We start from the raw sequence: 16,949 nt of genomic DNA, 5'->3' as shown, positions 1-16,949 counted from the left end.
TCCTCCTCATATTATAAGGGTAACTCCCCCAGGCATCAAGTTTATTTCCGTTTTTTAATTTCTTCGATCAGAAGCGGAAGGATTTCTTTGACATCTCCCACAATACCGACATCCGCGATATCGAAAATGGAGGCAGCCTCATCCTTGTTGATGGCTACAATATATTTGGATCCCATGATACCGGATACATGCTGCATGGCTCCGGATACACCGCAGGCAATGTAAAGTCTCGGCGCAACGATCTTGCCGGACTGGCCTACCTGGTGAGCACGGGATGCCCAGCCTGCCTCGATGGCCGGACGGGACGCTCCGACCACACCGCCTAACAGTGCTGCCAGCTCCTCCACCAGCTTAAAGCCTTCGGCGTCACCCATGCCGCGGCCTCCGGTCACAATGACATCCGCACCTTCCAGATCAATGGCTTCCGTAATTTCCTTCGCTGCGTCCAGAACCTTTGCTTTGGGGATATCTTCAGCGAACGGCATGTCTTTTTCCTCTACGCTGCCCTCTGCAGCCTCCGGTTTTTCGAAGCTGCCGCTGCGGACAGTTGCAAACTGGATGGGACCGGATACGAAAAGGCGCTCCAGAATGGTTCCGCCGTATGCCGGCCGTACAAATTCCAGTCCGCTGTCTGTCTTGTCAATGATCGTCACATCGGTTACGCAGCCTGCGTCAAAGCGCTGAGCCAGACGCGGTGCCAGGTCTTTTCCGAGCTGTGTGCCGGAAAACAGGACCAGCTCCGGCTGTACTTCCCGGATATAGCTCTCCAGCGCAGCGGTCTGTGCATCTTCTGAAGCTTCACCGGTTTTTAATACGGTAACCTTTGCTCCATAAGCTGCTGCCTTCTCTGCGGCAGCTTTATCCTCTGCGGCAACGGCAACTGTCTCGCCAAGCTCCTTTGCGGCAGTCAGAAGCTCCAGACTGCCCGGAACCGGTGCACCCTCTTTTGTTTCAATATATACCAGTACTTTCATCTGCGGTCTCCTCCTTACAATGCCTTATCCTGAAGCATCTTTTCCATTGCCTTGCTCACTGCGTCCGCTGCCTCTTTTTCCTTGATGCGGATACCTGCGCTTCTCTTTGACGGCTCACTGTAGCCCTTCAGAGATACCCTGGATTCTTCTCCTGAAATATCTGCGTCCGCAGCGGAAAATACCGGCACAACGGCCTTTCTCGCTGCCAGCTTTGCCTTAATGTTCGGATAACGCGGATCGTAGGCCGGTTTTGCGATGGTGAATACTGCTGGCTGTGCCACGCTGTAGCGGATATAGCCCTCCTCTGTTTCCTGCTTGGCCACAAGACCATCGCCCTGCGGCTCTGCCTCGATCACGCTGGATACAAAGCCGGTTCCCAGGATTTCTGCCAGGCGTGCGCCAACCTGACCGCTGATCTCATCGGTAGATTCCTTGCCGCAGAGGATCATGCCGTAGGGCTGTCCATTCTCTGCCTCACATTTCTTAACTGCCTTTGCAAGGTATGCTGCAACAGCACCTTCATCTGCGCTTGCGAAAACATCGTCTTTGAATAAGTATGCCTTCTTTGCGCCAACTGCCAGAAGGTTTTTCATCATGCTGGTGCAGTCCTCAGTTCCAATGGCTGCCACGGTAACCTCACCGCCGTTTGCCTCCGTATAGCGTGTTGCAAGCTCCAGTGCATAAGTATCAAACGCGTTGGTTACCTTTTCTACATCCTTGACTGCCGGTACGCCAGCCCCGTCCAGATGGATCTCCACGCTGTCATCCGGAACCTGTTTTACAAATACCAGAATATCCATATTCTCTATATCCTCCTTCAACCAGTGTTCTTCTTTATTTTCCGATTACGGCTCTTCCGACTACCATTCTCTGGATCTCATTGGTTCCCTCAAAGATCTGGAAGATCTTCGCGTCACGCATCAGCTTCTCAACCGGATACTCACGGCTGTAGCCGTAGCCGCCCAGGATCTGTACTGCATCAATGGCAGTCTGCATCACAGAATCTCCTGTGAAGCATTTTGCTGCCGCGGATTCCTTGCTGAACGGAAGTCCCATATCAGCCAGACGGATGGAATGGGCGATCAGCTGTCTGGATGCCTCGGTGCGGATCTCCATATCAGCGATCTTGAACTGGATTGCCTGATTCTTGCAGATCGGTTTGCCGAACTGAACACGCTGTTTGGAGTAGGCAACTGCTTCATCAATACATCTCTGGGCTACGCCGACACCGATCACTGCGCACCAGGTACGGGCCAGATCCAGAGTCTTCATGGCGGTGATGAATCCGGTTCCTTCCTCTCCCAGACGGTTCTCAGCCGGGATCCTTACATCCTCAAGGATCACATCACTGGTGGTGGAGCAGCGGATACCCATCTTGTTCTCATGATTGCCAATGCTTAAACCAGGAGTTCCTTTGTATACCAGGAAGGCGGATATGCCTTTTGTTCCCTGATCCTTCGCTGTCATTGCGGTTACAACAAAGAAATCTGCCACACTTGCGTTGGTAATGAAGCACTTTCTTCCATTTAATATGTACTCATCACCCTCACGGACCGCTGTGGTCTTTCCTGCACCGGCATCGCAGCCGGCATTCGGCTCCGTCAGTGCAAAGGAGCCAAAGCCGCCATTTATGATGATATCACAGCATTTCTGCTTCTGCTCATCGTTTCCTGCCAGGAGTACCGGCTTTAAAGCCAGTCCGTTGCCGTTTAAGGTAACTGCCACACCGGCATCTGCCCAGGCAATCTGCTCTACAATGGCTGCCTGATCGATATGATCCAGCCCAAGTCCGCCATACTCTTCCGGAACATCCATCATGTGAAGCTGCATCTCGATCGCCTTATCGTAAATCTCTTTTGGCCACTCACCGGAAATGTCGTACTCCTTCACCTGCTCCTTTACTTCGTTGACGCAGAAATCACGGACATCCTTTAAAAGCTCCTTGCCATCTTCAGAAATAATGTAACTCATATGTAAGTTCCTCCTTTTAGAAATTGTTGTCATAATGAAATGCTTTGAAACAGGATGTGCTACGGCACATGCCTCATGCTGAGGGATCAGATCCCCATCAGCACGCCTGCAAAGCAGATACCTCCTGCCAGCACTACGAACAGTGCAAAATACTGAAATACCGTACCCAGGATCTTGCTCTCCGCTCCGACTGCGCCGATTGCTCCCGCACCGATCGCAATGCTCTGCGGACAGACCATTTTGCCGATTCCGGCTCCGCATACATTCGCTGCCGCCATCCAGGACGGGTCAAAGCCCAGAGATGCTGCGGTCTGGCTCTGCAGACCACCAAATAAAACGCAGGTGGATGTTCCGGAGCCGGTAACAAAGGCTCCGACCGCACCGATGAGCGGCGCTATGAACGGATATGCACTTCCGGTAACCTCCACCAGCAGTTTTGCGATGTCGGAGATCATGCCGCTGTAGCTCATGATCTTTGCGGTTGCCATAACAGAGCAGATAGTAACAATAGTCTTCCAGTACTTTTTCAGTGTCTCTGCCAATACTCCTGCCATGACGTCCGGCGCTGCTCCCTGCACCAGACCTCCGATGATGGCTGCCGCAAAAATGATCACGCCCGGCGTATTGATCCAGCTGAAGGAAAGCTTTCCGGCATTTTCCCCGCTGTAAATCTGCACTGAGCTTTTGATCCCGGCGATCGCATTGTGAACCGGCGGACACAGATTCGAGGTTGCCATCAGCAGAATGAAGATCAGAACAAACGGGCACCAGGCTTTTAAGCCCTCACCCACAGTGAAGCTGTCGCCTGCCGTTTTCCCGAATACTTCAATGGAATACTCCGGAGCCGGTTCCCGGTTCAGCACTCTCGATGCCAGCACAATGCAGACCATGGAGCAGATGGAACCGATGATATCCGGAAGCTCCGGTCCGATGAAGCAGGCAGCTGCATACCAGGGGATCAGGTAAGACAGTGCCGCGATCAGGATCATGGGAACCATGCCCTTAAGCGCCTTTACGCTTCTGGAGCCGATCGCCACCAGAAGGAAGGGGGAAAGGATGACCAGGATTGCCTGAAGCATTGCCACATGCGCGGATAATGCCATGGTTTCTACTCCGGCCACAGAAACAAGTGTTACCGTCGGAACTCCGACAGAGCCAAAGGCGGTTGGCGTGGAATTGACCACGAGACATCCGACTACTGCTCCGATCGGGTCCACGCCGATGCCTGCGAGCATCGATGCCGGGATCGCAACCGCGGTTCCAAAGCCTGCCATACCTTCCATGAAGTTTCCAAAGCCCCAGCCGATCAGAAGGAGCAGAACACGCTTATCCTTCGACACGCCAGCAAGCATCTTCTTGATTTCTTCCATCGCGCCTGTCTTTAAAATCAGGTTGTAGGTAAAAAGTGCTGCAATGATGACCAGGCAGATTGGCCAGAGTGCGTTCAGCACGCCCTCCAGCGTTGCTGTTGCCATATTCCCTGCCGGAAATTTCCAACATACCACAGATAAGAATGCAGTCAGGAGCCAGGCAAGAAAACAGGCTTTGTGACCGGGCATCTTCAAAACGCTGAGTGCGATGACCAGCCAGAGGATCGGGATCATCGCCAGCAGAAACAAAAGAAACATAAAAATACCTCCCAAATTTGCTCAACCAATAATGTCCATGCAGACAATCAAAGTAAATCTCGAGACTTTATTTTCGTTTCATCATTCATGTGCCGCGGTTATTTTTGATACTGCGATTATATTCAGTCTGGTATTTTTCTGCAATATGTAACTTTTACAAGAAATATCTGCCGTTTTTGGGCGAAATTTTTTTAACAATGTTTGATTGGTAGGTCCATTTATTAGTGCCACAATTTTTTTCCATAGATACTCCTGAAATATAAAAATTGCTGCATGGTTATACAAACATGTCTATCTATACATATTATCTTTTTCATAAAATCTCTTCACAAGATCCATCTCCGCTTATATTTCGTTATTTTTTTAACTTTTGTTTCGTTTTGCAAGTTTTCTGGCTTTCTATTTGTATACTTGTCGACAAGTTTTTGGAGTTTTTGCATGCTTTCTCCGGTCCTCTGTCTCCTCTGTTTTTATAGGTAAAAATGACGAAAATGAAAAAATGACAGTTACGGAATGGGTTTTATTCCGTAACTGTCACTCTCGCCTTGTGTTCTTTTTTATCCTCATACATATTCTGGTCTGCCCGCTCTTTCGCGTCAAGAATGCTTTCCTGTTCCAGAAGTTCAGCGCTTCCGTAGGAAACCTGCGGCAGAATGGGAACTTCTTTTCTGCGCTTTTCCATGGCCCAGAAAAACTTTTCCCTGCAGAATTTTTCTTTTTCCGGCTCCTGCAGCAGAACACAGAACTCATCGCCCCCGATGCGGTAGCAGTTTCCGTATCGGGAATATGCCTTTTTCAGGCAATCCGCGATTTCCTTTAAGCACTGGTCTCCGATCAGATGGCCGAGGGTATCGTTGATGTGCTTGAAATCATCCACGTCAAGCACGATCAGCATACGGTCTTTTACTCCCAGATTCATGGTTCGGTTCAGATAGCTCTTCTGGCTCAGCAGTCCCGTCAGTCCATCCAGCTGATTCCACATCTCGTTGCAGTACAGAAAATACAGCACTGCAATCAGTGTGACGCAAAGCCAGGTAATGTGGATTTCCGGAATCAGGATCTGTACCAGCGTCCCAACGGCCAGAAATCCGGCAAGGGCATAGATCAGCTCCCGCCCCCTGTTCTGAAAATTTCTGGCCATTTCCAGGGAGCTGAACAGCAGATAAGCGATTCCCAGATAATACATGAACATGTAAATGTGGAATCCGCTCTGTCGGGAATAATGGTTTGCCGCATCTACAGAAAACACCAGACCATTGGAAAACAGAGAGCCAGTCAGCAGAAGCAGATACAGGATTTCCAGGGCCACTGCTGCCTTAAGCGTCCTTGTCCTGCCTTCCGAGCAGTTCAGGGTATACACGAGACAGATCGGCACTGCAGGAGTCAGGCCAAAGCCCAGGTAATTGGAAAGAATGTTCAGCCAGCGCAACCAGAGCGGTCCGTCGTTCACCAGAACGGAAATCAGCTCCAGAATGGAAATACTGCCGATCAGAATAAACGTAACCAAAAATCCCCTCACCTGTCTGGGATTCAGGGTTTCACTCAGCGTGATCAGGACACACATAAAAAGGAGTATAAAAAGATTAATGGCAGTCAAGATAAAAAAGTATAAATCAGTCATATCATTCTCCTATTTTTTTCTTACTGTTCAAATCTTCCCTTCATCCTTACCTCCTGCTCCCACACAGCAACCTTCCCGCGGGCAAACAGACTGTTGATATTCAGATCCGCGTCCAACACCAAAAGATCCGCGTCTGCGCCTTCTGCCACACAGCCCTTGATACCTTCCTTTCCAAGGAGCACGGCCGGAGTGCTGGTCAGAAGCTGCAGGGCATCCTCAAGCGGCATTCCCTCTCTCACGAGGATCTGAATGGTGCGGTGCAGATACTTCGGGGATGCATAGGTCAGTCCAACGCACTCGCCTTCCTCATTGAAGCGCGGCTGACTGCCGAACGCGTCACTGGATATGGTCACATGGTCCAGGCTCACGCCCTCACGATGCAGCAGCTCATAAAGCTTCATGGTATCGGATTCCACCTCCTCATCATCCGCGCCTGCAGTGCAGTCAATATAGCCGCCGCGGCGCACCAGGTCAGCACCTGCGTCGATCAGACCCGGATTACGCAAAATATGGGTCGGAATCAGGTTCTTGGCCGGAACATCGGAGTGGTCCAGAACATAAAAGACCGGATCCAGTCTTCCGTCCCCGTCGCCCATATGCATGGTTACCAGTCCCGGTGTATTGCTCAGAAGACCTGCCCTGCGGGCTGCAGTTGCCAACGCGATCAGCTCCTCGCCGCCAGGATTTGAGCTTCTGTGGTCGGATACCGCCACTTTGACGCCGATCATCGGCGGAACCAGGATGATATCACGCTCTACGCTTCCGGTGAGCGTGGTCGGCGGATAACCGTAGGAGCTGGTCAGAGTATATACTGTCATTCCCTCTTCGGTCAGGGCACGGGCCTTGGCCACCAGATTCTCAACACTGCGTGTCACGCCGTCGGTTCCCAGAAGTCCTACTACGGTGGTAATACCGTTTTTGAAAAACTCGCTGAGCTGGGATTCCGGGACACGGGATGCCGGTCCCTGCTCTCCGCCGCCTCCGGTGATATGCACATGCAGGTCAATATACGCCGGAACAACGGTTTTTCCTTCCAGGTCATAGGTCTCCACCCCCGGAAGGCCCTCGTACCCCTCAATCGAATCCCGCAGAAGAAGGATCTTCTCTCCCTCCACCAGGATATCTTTTTTCCCCAGTTTCTCCGGTGCATAAACATTTGCGTTTTTCAACAGTTTGATCATGCTTTTTTCTCCTCTATTTCGTTATTTATCTTCTATAAACTATGATGGGTCTTTTAAAAGTCAAACAGCGACAGCTGATTGCTCTCCGGCAGGTCTCCGAGAAGCCCCAGATCACTCATCAGGTCACAGATAGTCTTGCTGACCTTGGTGCGGGCACGGAAATCCTCTCTGGAGAGGAACGGGCCATCCTTGGCCGCGTACACCACACCCTCTGCCGCATTCAGTCCCAGTCCGGCAATGCTGCTTAGGGACGGCATGAGCCTGCCGTCGATGATCTGGAACCGGTCTGCCTGGGCACGGTATATGTCGATCGGCATAAAGTCATAGCCCCGGGCATACATCTCCTGTACGATACGCATATCGCGCAGGGTATCCTGCTCTGCCTTGGACAGGGAGTCCGAACGTTTCTTAAAGTCCGCCAAATGATACTCCAGCTTATCCCGGCCCAGGCACATCAGCTCATAGGAAAAGCCGTTGGCGCGGATACTGAAGAAGGCCGCATAATAGGCCAGCGGGTAGAATACCTTACAGTACGCCACACGCCATGCCATCATAACGTAGGCTGCCGCGTGGGCCTTCGGGAACATGTACTTGATCTTTAAGCAGGAATCAATGTACCACTGAGGCACATCGTGCTTCTTCATTTCCTCGATCCAGTCCGGTTTTAAGCCCTTACCCTTTCGAACACTCTCCATGATGGTAAAGGAAAGTCCTTCCTCCAGTCCCATCTGGATCAGATATACCATGATATCATCTCGACAGCAGATTGCAGTCTGGATGGTGGCCTGTCCGCTTAAGATAAGGTCCTTCGCATTGCCCAGCCATACATCGGTTCCATGGGCCAGGCCGGCAATGCGGACCAGATCGGAAAAGTATTTGGGCTGTGCGTCAATTAACATCTGCATCGCAAAGTCCGTACCAAACTCCGGAATACCCAGCGCGCCCAGCTTGCAGCCGCCAATATCCTCCGGCGTGATGCCAAGGGCCGAGGTGTTCTGGAATAGCGACATCACCTCCGGGGAATCCAGCGGAATGTCCTTTACCGGGTCCAGACCGGTCAGATCCTGCAGCATGCGGATCATGGTCGGGTCCTGATGTCCCAGAATATCCAGCTTTAACAGGTTGTGGTCTATCGAATGGTAATCGAAATGCGTTGTTACCGTGGATGTGGTCATATCGTTCGCCGGACGCTGCACCGGGGTAAAGGAATAGATTTCCTCTCCGATCGGCAGAACAACGATGCCTCCCGGATGCTGTCCGGTGGTACGCCGCACGCCTACGCAGCCCTGCACGATCCGGTCAATCTCGCAGTTACGCTTGTGGACGCCCCGCTCCTCATAGTAACGTTTCACAAAACCGAATGCTGTTTTATCCGCCAGGGTGCCGATGGTTCCCGCACGGAAGGTCTGTCCCTTTCCAAAGATAACCTCCGTGTAATCGTGAGCCTTACTCTGGTACTCGCCGGAGAAGTTTAAGTCGATATCCGGCTCCTTATCTCCCTTAAAGCCCAGGAAGGTCTCAAACGGGATATCAAAGCCCTGCTTCGACATCATGGCACCGCACTTCGGACAGCGCAGGTCCGGCATATCGCAGCCTGCCATGCCGGAGAATTTCTTTACATCCTCGGAATCAAAATCCGAGTAATGACATTTCGGGCACAGATAATGCGGGCTTAAGGAATTTACCTCGGTGATACCCGCCATGTTCGCCACGAAGGAGGAGCCTACGGAGCCTCGGGATCCAACCAGATAGCCGTCCTCATTGGATTTCCATACCAGCTTCTGGGCAATGATGTACATCACGGCGAAGCCGTTGGAAATGATGGAGTTTAATTCCTTTTCCAGTCTTGCGGATACGATTTCCGGCAGATCCTCTCCATACATCTCATGGGCCTGGTCATAGCAGATCTTACGCAGTGTTTCATCGGAATTTTCAATGACCGGCGGACACTTATCCGGGCGCACCGGTGATATCTTCTCACACATATCCGCGATCATGCGGGTGTTGGTGATGACGACCTCCTCCGCCTTATCCGGACCGAGATAGTCGAATTCCTTTAGCATTTCTTCCGTTGTTCTCAGATACAGCGGCGCCTGCTGGTCCGCATCGGAAAAGCCCTGGCCTGCCATCAGGATGCGGCGGTAGACTTCATCCTCCGGGTTCAGAAAATGCACATCGCAGGTGCCGCAGACCGGCTTTTCGAGGGTCTCGCCCAGCTTTACGATGCGGCGGTTTAAATCCTTCAGGTCCTCCTCTGTCTTCACCGGACTCTTTTCATCCCGCAGCATGAACGCGTTGTTGCCAAGGGGCTGGATCTCCAGGAAATCGTAGAAATTCGCGATCTTGATAATATCTGCCTCCGGCAGTCCGCGAAGCAGCGCCTGGTACAGCTCGCCTGCCTCACAGGCGGATCCGATGAGCAGTCCCTCCCGGAACTTGCTTAAGACACTCTTCGGAATGCGCGGCCGCTTCGCGAAGTAATCGATGTGGGACCAGGATACCAGCCGGTATAAATTGATGCGTCCCACCTCGTTCTTCGCGATGATGATGATATGGTTGGTCGGCAGCTTTTTGATCATGTCCGGGCTCAGCGTACTCATCCGGTTTAATTGCTCCAGATCCTCCACGCCCCGGTCCTTCAGCATTTCAATGAATTTTACAAAAATCTCTGCCGTGCAGCCTGCATCGTCCACCGCCCGGTGATGATTTTCCAGGGATATATTTAAGGCTTTTGCCACCGTATCCAGCTTGAAACGGTTCAGGTTCGGCAGCAGATGTCTCGCCAGGGCCACCGTGTCCAGCACAGTCGGGTCAAAGGGCAGTCCGAGAAGCGCCGCATTCTGAGAGATAAAGCTTACATCGAAGGAGGCATTGTGCGCTACCAGGCTGCAGCCCTCACAGAACGCGAGGAACTGCGGCAGGATCACGTCAATCTTCGGTGCCGGAAGCACCATGTTGTCGTTGATCCCGGTCAGCTGCTCAATCTCAAACGGAATCGGCACATCCGGGTTTACAAAGGTGCTGAATTTGTCCGTGATCACGCCCTTTTCCACCTTAACCGCGCCGATCTCAATGATCCTGTTTTTCTCCGGGCTGAAGCCGGTGGTCTCGATATCAAACACCACGAAGGAATCCGCAAAGGTCTGTCCCTTCGGATTTTCAACCAGGTCCTTCATATCGTCTACCAGATAGCCCTCCACACCGTAAAGCATCTTAAACGGATCGTTCTTATCCAGGGCGTGGCTTGCCTCCGTGAAGGCCTGCACACAGCCGTGGTCAGTGACTGCCAGGGCCTCCATCCCCCACTCCTTGGCCTTTTTGATGATGCTCGCCACATCAGAAACACCATCCATATCGCTCATCTTGGTATGACAGTGGAGCTCCACGCGCTTCACCGGACTGTGATCCATACGTTTGCTGGTGAAATCCTCTGCCTTTTTGATGCCGCGCACAGAACCGATGGTCAGTTCGCCGTCAAACCGGTCGATGGTTGTCATGCCGCAGAGCCGGATGAACGTCCCCGGCTTGATCGCGGCATTCAGATCTTCCAGCGTATCCTCATTGGCAAAGACCTTGACCGTGATCGTATCGGTAAAGTCCGTGATATGAAAGATGATGATGGTCTTTCCGCTGCGCAGCTCCCTGCTGTCCTTATCCAGAATCTTGCCCCGCACCGTTACCTCACCGATCTCACCCTCGATTTTTTCAATGGTGATAAAGTCATCCTCAAAATCACGGCCGAACAGAACATCCGGATTATCGGATTTCCTGCGGTAGCCGCCGGAGCTCCAGTCATTCTTCTTAAACTCTTTTTTGCCGCCGGATCTGCCCGCCGGAGCAGTTCCTCCTGTTGCATTTCCTGCTGTCTTTCCTTCCGGATTTCCTGCCGTATTTTTTGCCGCTGCCTTTCCTGCTGCACCCGGATCTGTCTTCCCGGCGCTGCCCGAGGGAACGGCTCCCGGATCCCTGCCGCCTTCACTCTTTTGCATTCCTGCCACAGCCCTGGCTGTCATGCGCTCCGCCTCCTGCCGGGCCTGCAGCTCTCTCTGAATAGATGCCTTTGCACGTACTGGAGCTACATACTCGTACTCCACCTCCACCGGCAGCCCGCAGCGCTCATGGAATACCTTTTCCAGCACACGCTTTAATTCCCCGGCCTTATCGCGGTTCACCATGGTGTCCTCTACTGTCATATGCAGAAGATCCGGCCTCGGAAAGGTACACTGACCCTTTCGGAAGATGGCATACTCTACGATGCTGTACTCCTTCAGCTCTGCCTGCAGACTGTCCCGGTAGGCCGTCAAAAGCTTTTCCGGCGTGTACTGCTCCGACAGCGTGTATTTCTCAAAAATGCGGATCTGGATCTGCTTTCCGGGGAAGAGCTGTTCTCTTATTCCTTTTTCCAGTGACCAGATGTTCCGCTTGTCGATCAGGCGCGGGCTTACGATATAAACACGAAGAGAGCTTCTATCCCTGGTCATAGACACACGGTCCACGCTTACCAGGGTTAAAAGCTCCTGCATCTGGTCTGTCATATGTAATCCCGGAAATACTTCCAAAAATGCTTTCATGTATTACAACTTCCCCTGTTCCTTCGCAAGTGCCGTCAGCTCTGCGTGAAGGGCTGAAAGGAGCTCATCCTCCGGCAGTTTGCGGATAACCTCGCCCTTCCGGATCAGAAGGCCTTCTCCGCAGCCGCCCGCGATGCCAAGATCTGCTTCTTTTGCCTCACCCGGTCCGTTGACCACACAGCCCATCACAGCTACCTTCACATCCAGCTGGTCAAATTCTGTTACCATATTTTCGACCTGGTTTGCCAGGCCGATGAGATCGATCTTCGTTCTTCCGCAGGTCGGGCAGGAAACCACTTCCACACCGCCCCTTCTGAGCCCCAGAGTCTTTAAGATCAGTTTTGCGGACTTGATCTCCTCTACCGGGTCACCGGTCAAGGATACCCGGATCGTATCACCGATGCCCTCATGCAGAATGATGCCCAGACCTACAGCCGATTTGATATTGCCGGAGGTTAAGGTGCCGGACTCGGTAATACCCACATGGAGCGGATAATCGGTCTTTTTGCTGATAAGCTCATGGGCTTTCACACACATGAGAACGTCAGAGGATTTGATGCTGATGACCAGGTTGTCGTAGCCCATCTGCTCGATCATGCTTACCTTTTCCAGTGCGCTCTCCACAATGCCCTCTGCGGTCACGCCGCCGTACTTTTCAATGAGCGGCTTTTCCAGGGAGCCGCTGTTAACGCCAACACGGATCGGCACACCGTATTCCTTCGCTTTATCCACCACAGCCCGCACCCGCTCTGCGCTTCCGATATTGCCCGGATTGATGCGGATCTTGTCTGCTCCGCACTCCATGGAAGCAATAGCCAGACGGTAATCAAAATGAATGTCCGCCACCAGCGGAATGTGGATCTGGCGTTTGATGGCCTTCAGGCTTTCTGCCGCTTCCATAGTCGGCACCGCCACCCGGATTATGTCGCAGCCTGCCTGCTCCAGCTTTAAAATCTGTGCCACGGTTGCCGCGGCATCCTCTGTTTTGGTGTTGCACATTGACTGGATCAGGATCGGGTTTCCCCCGCCGATCTTCCGGTTTCCGATCCGGATTTCCTTTGTCATTCTCCGTTCCATATGCTCTTCCCCTTCTTTTATCAGCAATATTGCCGCCTGAAACGTGTCACCGACACATTCCGCAGCCTTCCAGTCCGCTCCTGTTTTACATCAGATTGCGGATGTCGTTAAATAATACCAGCATCATCAGTGCCATTAACACCGCCATGCCGGCCATATGCACCATGCCCTCTTTTTCCGGGTCCACCGGCTTTCCCCGAACCAGCTCAATGAGCAGAAACACCAGGCGTCCGCCGTCCAGTGCCGGAATCGGGAGCAGATTCATGATGCCAAGGCTGGAGCTTAAGAGAAGCACCCAGTTGGCCAGTGTGAGCACGACCGCGCGGGCACTGATCTGGCGGCTTTCCTGGACGGTCTCGCAAACCATATTGACAATACCGACCGGTCCGGTCACAGCCTCGTCTGCACGGATCTGATGCCGAAACAGCATGCCCAGGCTGTCAATGGTAGAAGTGACACAGTATTTCACCTCATAGGCACTGTAACGGATCAGCTGACCGATTCCATGAATCCTCTGATATCCGCCAAACTGCACACCCATCATATAGGACTGATATTCCTCACTGAAGCGCGGGGTCAGCGTAACAAATCCGCTGGTCGCTCCATCGCTTCCTGCCGTACCCTCCTGCGCCGGTCTCGTGAAGGAGACCTTCATCTCCTGTCCCGGATGGGAAAAGGTATACAGCATGATATCCCTGTATGCCGTGATATGGCGTCCGTTGATCCTTGTGATGCGGTCTCCTGCCTGAAGTCCTGCCTCCTCGGCCGGGCTTTTCTCCATGACACCGGTCAGTACCGGCGCGTCGTGGCCGATCTGCGCCACAATGAGCATGGCAAACAGAAATGCCAGGATAAAGTTGAATACCGGTCCTGCCGCAATGACCGCGATGCGGGATAACACCGGCTTATTGTTAAAGGCCTTCGGATCCGGGTTTTCTGAGTCTTCCCCCACCATCATGCAGGAACCGCCAAAAGGCAGCGCCTTGATGGAGTACCGGGTCTCACCTTTTTCCACACTGAAAATGCGCGGCCCCATACCCACAGAAAATTCCACAACTCCGATTCCGCTGCATTTCGCCAGCAGAAAATGTCCGAATTCGTGCACCAGTACAATAAATCCAAACAGCAGCACTGCTGCAAGAATATTCAGCACACTACCACCTGCTTTCTATATATTCATAGGTTTCCCGCTCAGCTGCAAGGATCGCGTCCACATCCGGGTTTTCAACAACCTTGTGATGCTCCATGGCACCCTCGATCATATCTATGATGGTCAGATAGGAAATCTCACGGTTTAAGAACTTTCCTACCGCGTACTCGTTGGCCGCGTTGTAGACCGTCGGTAGGGAGCCTCCGCGCTTTCCGGCCCGGTAAGCCAGCTTTAAGCCGCGGAATACTTCCATATCCGGGTCTTCAAAGGTAATGCTTCCCAGTTTCGCAAAATCCAGACGCTCTCCCGGCAAAAATCTTCGTTCCGGGTAATAAAGCGCATACTGGATCGGCAGCTTCATATCCGGAGTGCCGAGCTGCGCAATGACTGCGCCGTCCGCAAACTGCACCATGGAATGGATGACACTCTGCGGCTGTACCACAACCTGTACCTGATCCATTTCCACACCGAAGAGCCAGCGGGCTTCCATAACCTCCAGTCCCTTGTTGACCATGGTGGAGGAATCAATGGTGATCTTGCGTCCCATCGTCCAGTTCGGATGCTTTAACGCATCCTCCGGCCGCACACCGGCCAGCTGTTCTTTTGTCCAGCCGCGGAACGGACCGCCGGAGGCCGTTAACAGGATCTTGTCAATAGCCTTTTTATCCTCGCCGTTTAAGCTCTGGAAAATAGCACTGTGCTCACTGTCCACCGGAAGGATCTTCACACCCACCTCTTTTGCAAGGGGCATGATGATATGTCCTGCAGTGACCAGAGTCTCCTTGTTTGCCAGTGCAATGTCCTTTCCTGCCTTCATGGCTGCGATGGTAGGACGGATGCCGATCATGCCGACAATGGCAGTGACCAGGATCTCTGCCTCCGGCTGTACCGCCACCTCTAACAGGCCGTCCATGCCGCTCACTACCTTTACGGAAAGATCCGCAATGTTCGTTCTCAGCTCCGCAGCCTTCTTTTCATCCCAGACACAGGCCAGGGTCGGATGGAATTTGCGGATCTGTTCTTCTAACAGTCTGATATTGCTTCCGGCTGCCAGGGCCGTTACCTGAATATCCTGATTATTCTCTACAACCTCCAGGGTCTGCGTACCGATGGAGCCGGTAGAACCTAAAATCGCAATACGTTTCATTTGTACTCTCCTCATTTATACTACGGCAGAAACAGCAGGACAAAAAAGATTGCCGGAGCCGTAAACAGCATGCTGTCGAAACGGTCCAGGATTCCTCCGTGTCCCGGGATAAGATTGCCGTAATCCTTGATATCGTGGTTGCGCTTGATCGCAGATGCCGCCAGATCGCCAATCTGGGAGATGACAGCCGCAATGGCACAGGCCAGGGTGCAGGCCAGACGCGGATACATAAGCTCCGTCATCTTTCCGCCAAATACCGTTGCAAATAAAAAGCCCAGGAGCGCCGCGCCGGCTACGCCGCCCACAGCACCTTCCACGGATTTTTTCGGGCTTAACACGGGTGCAAGCTTATGCTTCCCGAGCAGCATGCCGACACAGTAGGCACTGGTGTCGCAGCCCCAGGAGCTTAAGAAGATCAGCCATGCCAGATACCTTCCGTCGCCCATCGCGCGGACCTGATACAGATATGACAGCATCACAGCCACATAAAACACACCAAAAAAGGACTCTGCCACCTCTTCTGTCCGGTACTTCGGAAAGGTAAAAACATAGATTGCCATCATAACCATAAGAGCCGCAATTGCCATCAAAGTCACATAGTGATGGCCGTCGAACCATACCAGTCCGTAATAAGAAAGCGCTGTAATATAGCCCACCACGCCCATGGCATTTTTCTCAATCTTCAGCACCCGGTACAGCTCAAACAGGCCGATCAGGGAGATCAGCGCTGTAACACCATACAGCAGTGCTCCGCCCTTTCCTACTATTATAATAGCAAGAATGACGAGAATAATACCACTTACCAGCCGTTTTGTAAACATCCGGTCCCCTCCTTTTATGCCTGCTTGACTCCGCCGTAGCGGCGGTCACGCCGGTTGTAGGCCATGATCGCCTTCTCCAGCTCTTCCTGATCAAAATCCGGCCACAGGCATTCGGTCACATAAATTTCTGTGTATGCAAGCTGCCATAACAGATAGTTGGAAAGGCGGAGCTCGCCACTGGTACGGATGAGAAGATCCGGATCCGGCATGCCGGCAGTATCAAGATAGGAAGCCACAACCTGCTCGGTAATCTCCTCCGGATCCTGTTTTCCGGCCGCACAGTCCGCAGCCAGTTTCTTCACGGCGCGGGTAATTTCGTCCCGGCCGCCGTAGTTTACGGCAATGACAAAGGTCAGGCCGGTATTGTTCTTTGTCTCAGATTCCAGACGGTTAATGCCGTCAATGATATCCTGGTCAAAGCGGGTACGGTCTCCGATCATTTTCACGCGGACATTGTTCGCGGAAGCCACCTTCAGCAGGCGGACCATATAGAAGCGGAACAGCTGCATCAGAGCGCCCACCTCTTCCGCGGAACGCTTCCAGTTCTCTGTAGAAAAACCATATACGGTTAAGTATTCAATTCCCAGGCGGGCAGCGATCTCAACGGTCTTCTCTACCGTTACGCAGCCTTCCTTATGGCCCATGGAACGCGGCAGACCGCGTTTTTTCGCCCAGCGGCCGTTGCCGTCCAAAATCATGGCCACATGCTTCGGAATGACCATTCCATCTAATTGTTCAGACATTTCTATTCCTCCATATCTCCAGAATCGTCAGGCGCACCTTCGGTGCCTGTTCGATGTACATAGCA

The 16,949-nt window shown here is 52.5% G+C and carries 12 protein-coding genes; all 12 read right to left on the bottom strand.

Annotated elements, in window-relative coordinates; all coding sequences use genetic code 11:
• Positions 1-41: 41 nt before the first annotated feature.
• The 12 genes from DW819_RS00150 to DW819_RS00095 all read right to left on the bottom strand — a co-directional run bounded on the left by DW819_RS00150 (position 42) and on the right by DW819_RS00095 (position 16,884).
• Complete coding sequence (locus DW819_RS00150) at positions 42-974, bottom strand: electron transfer flavoprotein subunit alpha/FixB family protein (protein WP_118731536.1); 933 nt, start codon at positions 972-974, stop codon at positions 42-44.
• Positions 975-988: 14 nt separating this feature from the next.
• Complete coding sequence (locus DW819_RS00145; RefSeq protein WP_118731535.1) at positions 989-1,774, bottom strand: electron transfer flavoprotein subunit beta; 786 nt, start codon at positions 1,772-1,774, stop codon at positions 989-991.
• Positions 1,775-1,808: 34 nt separating this feature from the next.
• Positions 1,809-2,945 (bottom strand): acyl-CoA dehydrogenase family protein, encoded by a 1,137-nt coding sequence (locus DW819_RS00140; protein WP_118731534.1) that lies wholly within the window; start codon positions 2,943-2,945, stop codon positions 1,809-1,811.
• Between the two features lie 86 nt (positions 2,946-3,031).
• Positions 3,032-4,573: an L-lactate permease gene (locus DW819_RS00135; RefSeq protein ID WP_118731533.1), complete on the bottom strand. Its 1,542-nt coding sequence runs from the start codon at positions 4,571-4,573 to the stop codon at positions 3,032-3,034.
• Positions 4,574-5,093: 520 nt separating this feature from the next.
• Positions 5,094-6,080, bottom strand: a complete 987-nt coding sequence (locus DW819_RS00130; protein ID WP_243025442.1) for a GGDEF domain-containing protein — start codon at positions 6,078-6,080, stop codon at positions 5,094-5,096.
• Positions 6,081-6,214: 134 nt separating this feature from the next.
• A complete protein-coding gene (gene iadA / locus DW819_RS00125; RefSeq protein ID WP_118731532.1) occupies positions 6,215-7,375 on the bottom strand; it encodes a beta-aspartyl-peptidase in 1,161 nt (386 codons plus the stop codon).
• 53 nt (positions 7,376-7,428) lie between these two features.
• Complete coding sequence (locus DW819_RS00120) at positions 7,429-11,946, bottom strand: PolC-type DNA polymerase III (RefSeq protein ID WP_118731531.1); 4,518 nt, start codon at positions 11,944-11,946, stop codon at positions 7,429-7,431.
• Between the two features lie 3 nt (positions 11,947-11,949).
• Positions 11,950-13,023: a flavodoxin-dependent (E)-4-hydroxy-3-methylbut-2-enyl-diphosphate synthase gene (gene ispG / locus DW819_RS00115; protein ID WP_118731530.1), complete on the bottom strand. Its 1,074-nt coding sequence runs from the start codon at positions 13,021-13,023 to the stop codon at positions 11,950-11,952.
• Between the two features lie 85 nt (positions 13,024-13,108).
• Positions 13,109-14,176, bottom strand: a complete 1,068-nt coding sequence (locus tag DW819_RS00110; RefSeq protein WP_347560140.1) for a site-2 protease family protein — start codon at positions 14,174-14,176, stop codon at positions 13,109-13,111.
• A gap of 1 nt (position 14,177) precedes the next feature.
• Positions 14,178-15,320 carry a 1-deoxy-D-xylulose-5-phosphate reductoisomerase gene (locus DW819_RS00105; protein ID WP_118731529.1) on the bottom strand — a complete coding sequence of 381 codons (1,143 nt, stop codon included), beginning with the start codon at positions 15,318-15,320 and terminating at the stop codon, positions 14,178-14,180.
• Between the two features lie 20 nt (positions 15,321-15,340).
• Positions 15,341-16,141 carry a phosphatidate cytidylyltransferase gene (locus DW819_RS00100; RefSeq protein WP_118731528.1) on the bottom strand — a complete coding sequence of 267 codons (801 nt, stop codon included), beginning with the start codon at positions 16,139-16,141 and terminating at the stop codon, positions 15,341-15,343.
• 14 nt (positions 16,142-16,155) lie between these two features.
• Positions 16,156-16,884 carry an isoprenyl transferase gene (locus tag DW819_RS00095; RefSeq protein ID WP_118731527.1) on the bottom strand — a complete coding sequence of 243 codons (729 nt, stop codon included), beginning with the start codon at positions 16,882-16,884 and terminating at the stop codon, positions 16,156-16,158.
• Positions 16,885-16,949: the final 65 nt, after the last annotated feature.

It is taken from the genome of Clostridium sp. AM33-3 (assembly GCF_003480315.1).
Lineage (GTDB): Bacteria > Bacillota > Clostridia > Lachnospirales > Lachnospiraceae > Brotaphodocola.
This window is presented reverse-complemented; position numbering and strand designations above follow the sequence as displayed.

Bases quoted from the DNA above. Each gene is read 5' to 3' on its own strand.
- DW819_RS00150 (WP_118731536.1), bottom strand. From the start codon at position 974: ATGAAAGTACTGGTATATATTGAAACAAAAGAGGGTGCACCGGTTCCG.
- DW819_RS00145 (WP_118731535.1), bottom strand. From the start codon at position 1,774: ATGGATATTCTGGTATTTGTAAAACAGGTTCCGGATGACAGCGTGGAG.
- DW819_RS00140 (WP_118731534.1), bottom strand. From the start codon at position 2,945: ATGAGTTACATTATTTCTGAAGATGGCAAGGAGCTTTTAAAGGATGTC.
- DW819_RS00135 (WP_118731533.1), bottom strand. From the start codon at position 4,573: ATGTTTCTTTTGTTTCTGCTGGCGATGATCCCGATCCTCTGGCTGGTC.
- iadA (WP_118731532.1), bottom strand. From the start codon at position 7,375: ATGATCAAACTGTTGAAAAACGCAAATGTTTATGCACCGGAGAAACTG.
- DW819_RS00120 (WP_118731531.1), bottom strand. From the start codon at position 11,946: ATGAAAGCATTTTTGGAAGTATTTCCGGGATTACATATGACAGACCAG.
- ispG (WP_118731530.1), bottom strand. From the start codon at position 13,023: ATGGAACGGAGAATGACAAAGGAAATCCGGATCGGAAACCGGAAGATC.
- DW819_RS00105 (WP_118731529.1), bottom strand. From the start codon at position 15,320: ATGAAACGTATTGCGATTTTAGGTTCTACCGGCTCCATCGGTACGCAG.
- DW819_RS00100 (WP_118731528.1), bottom strand. From the start codon at position 16,141: ATGTTTACAAAACGGCTGGTAAGTGGTATTATTCTCGTCATTCTTGCT.
- DW819_RS00095 (WP_118731527.1), bottom strand. From the start codon at position 16,884: ATGTCTGAACAATTAGATGGAATGGTCATTCCGAAGCATGTGGCCATG.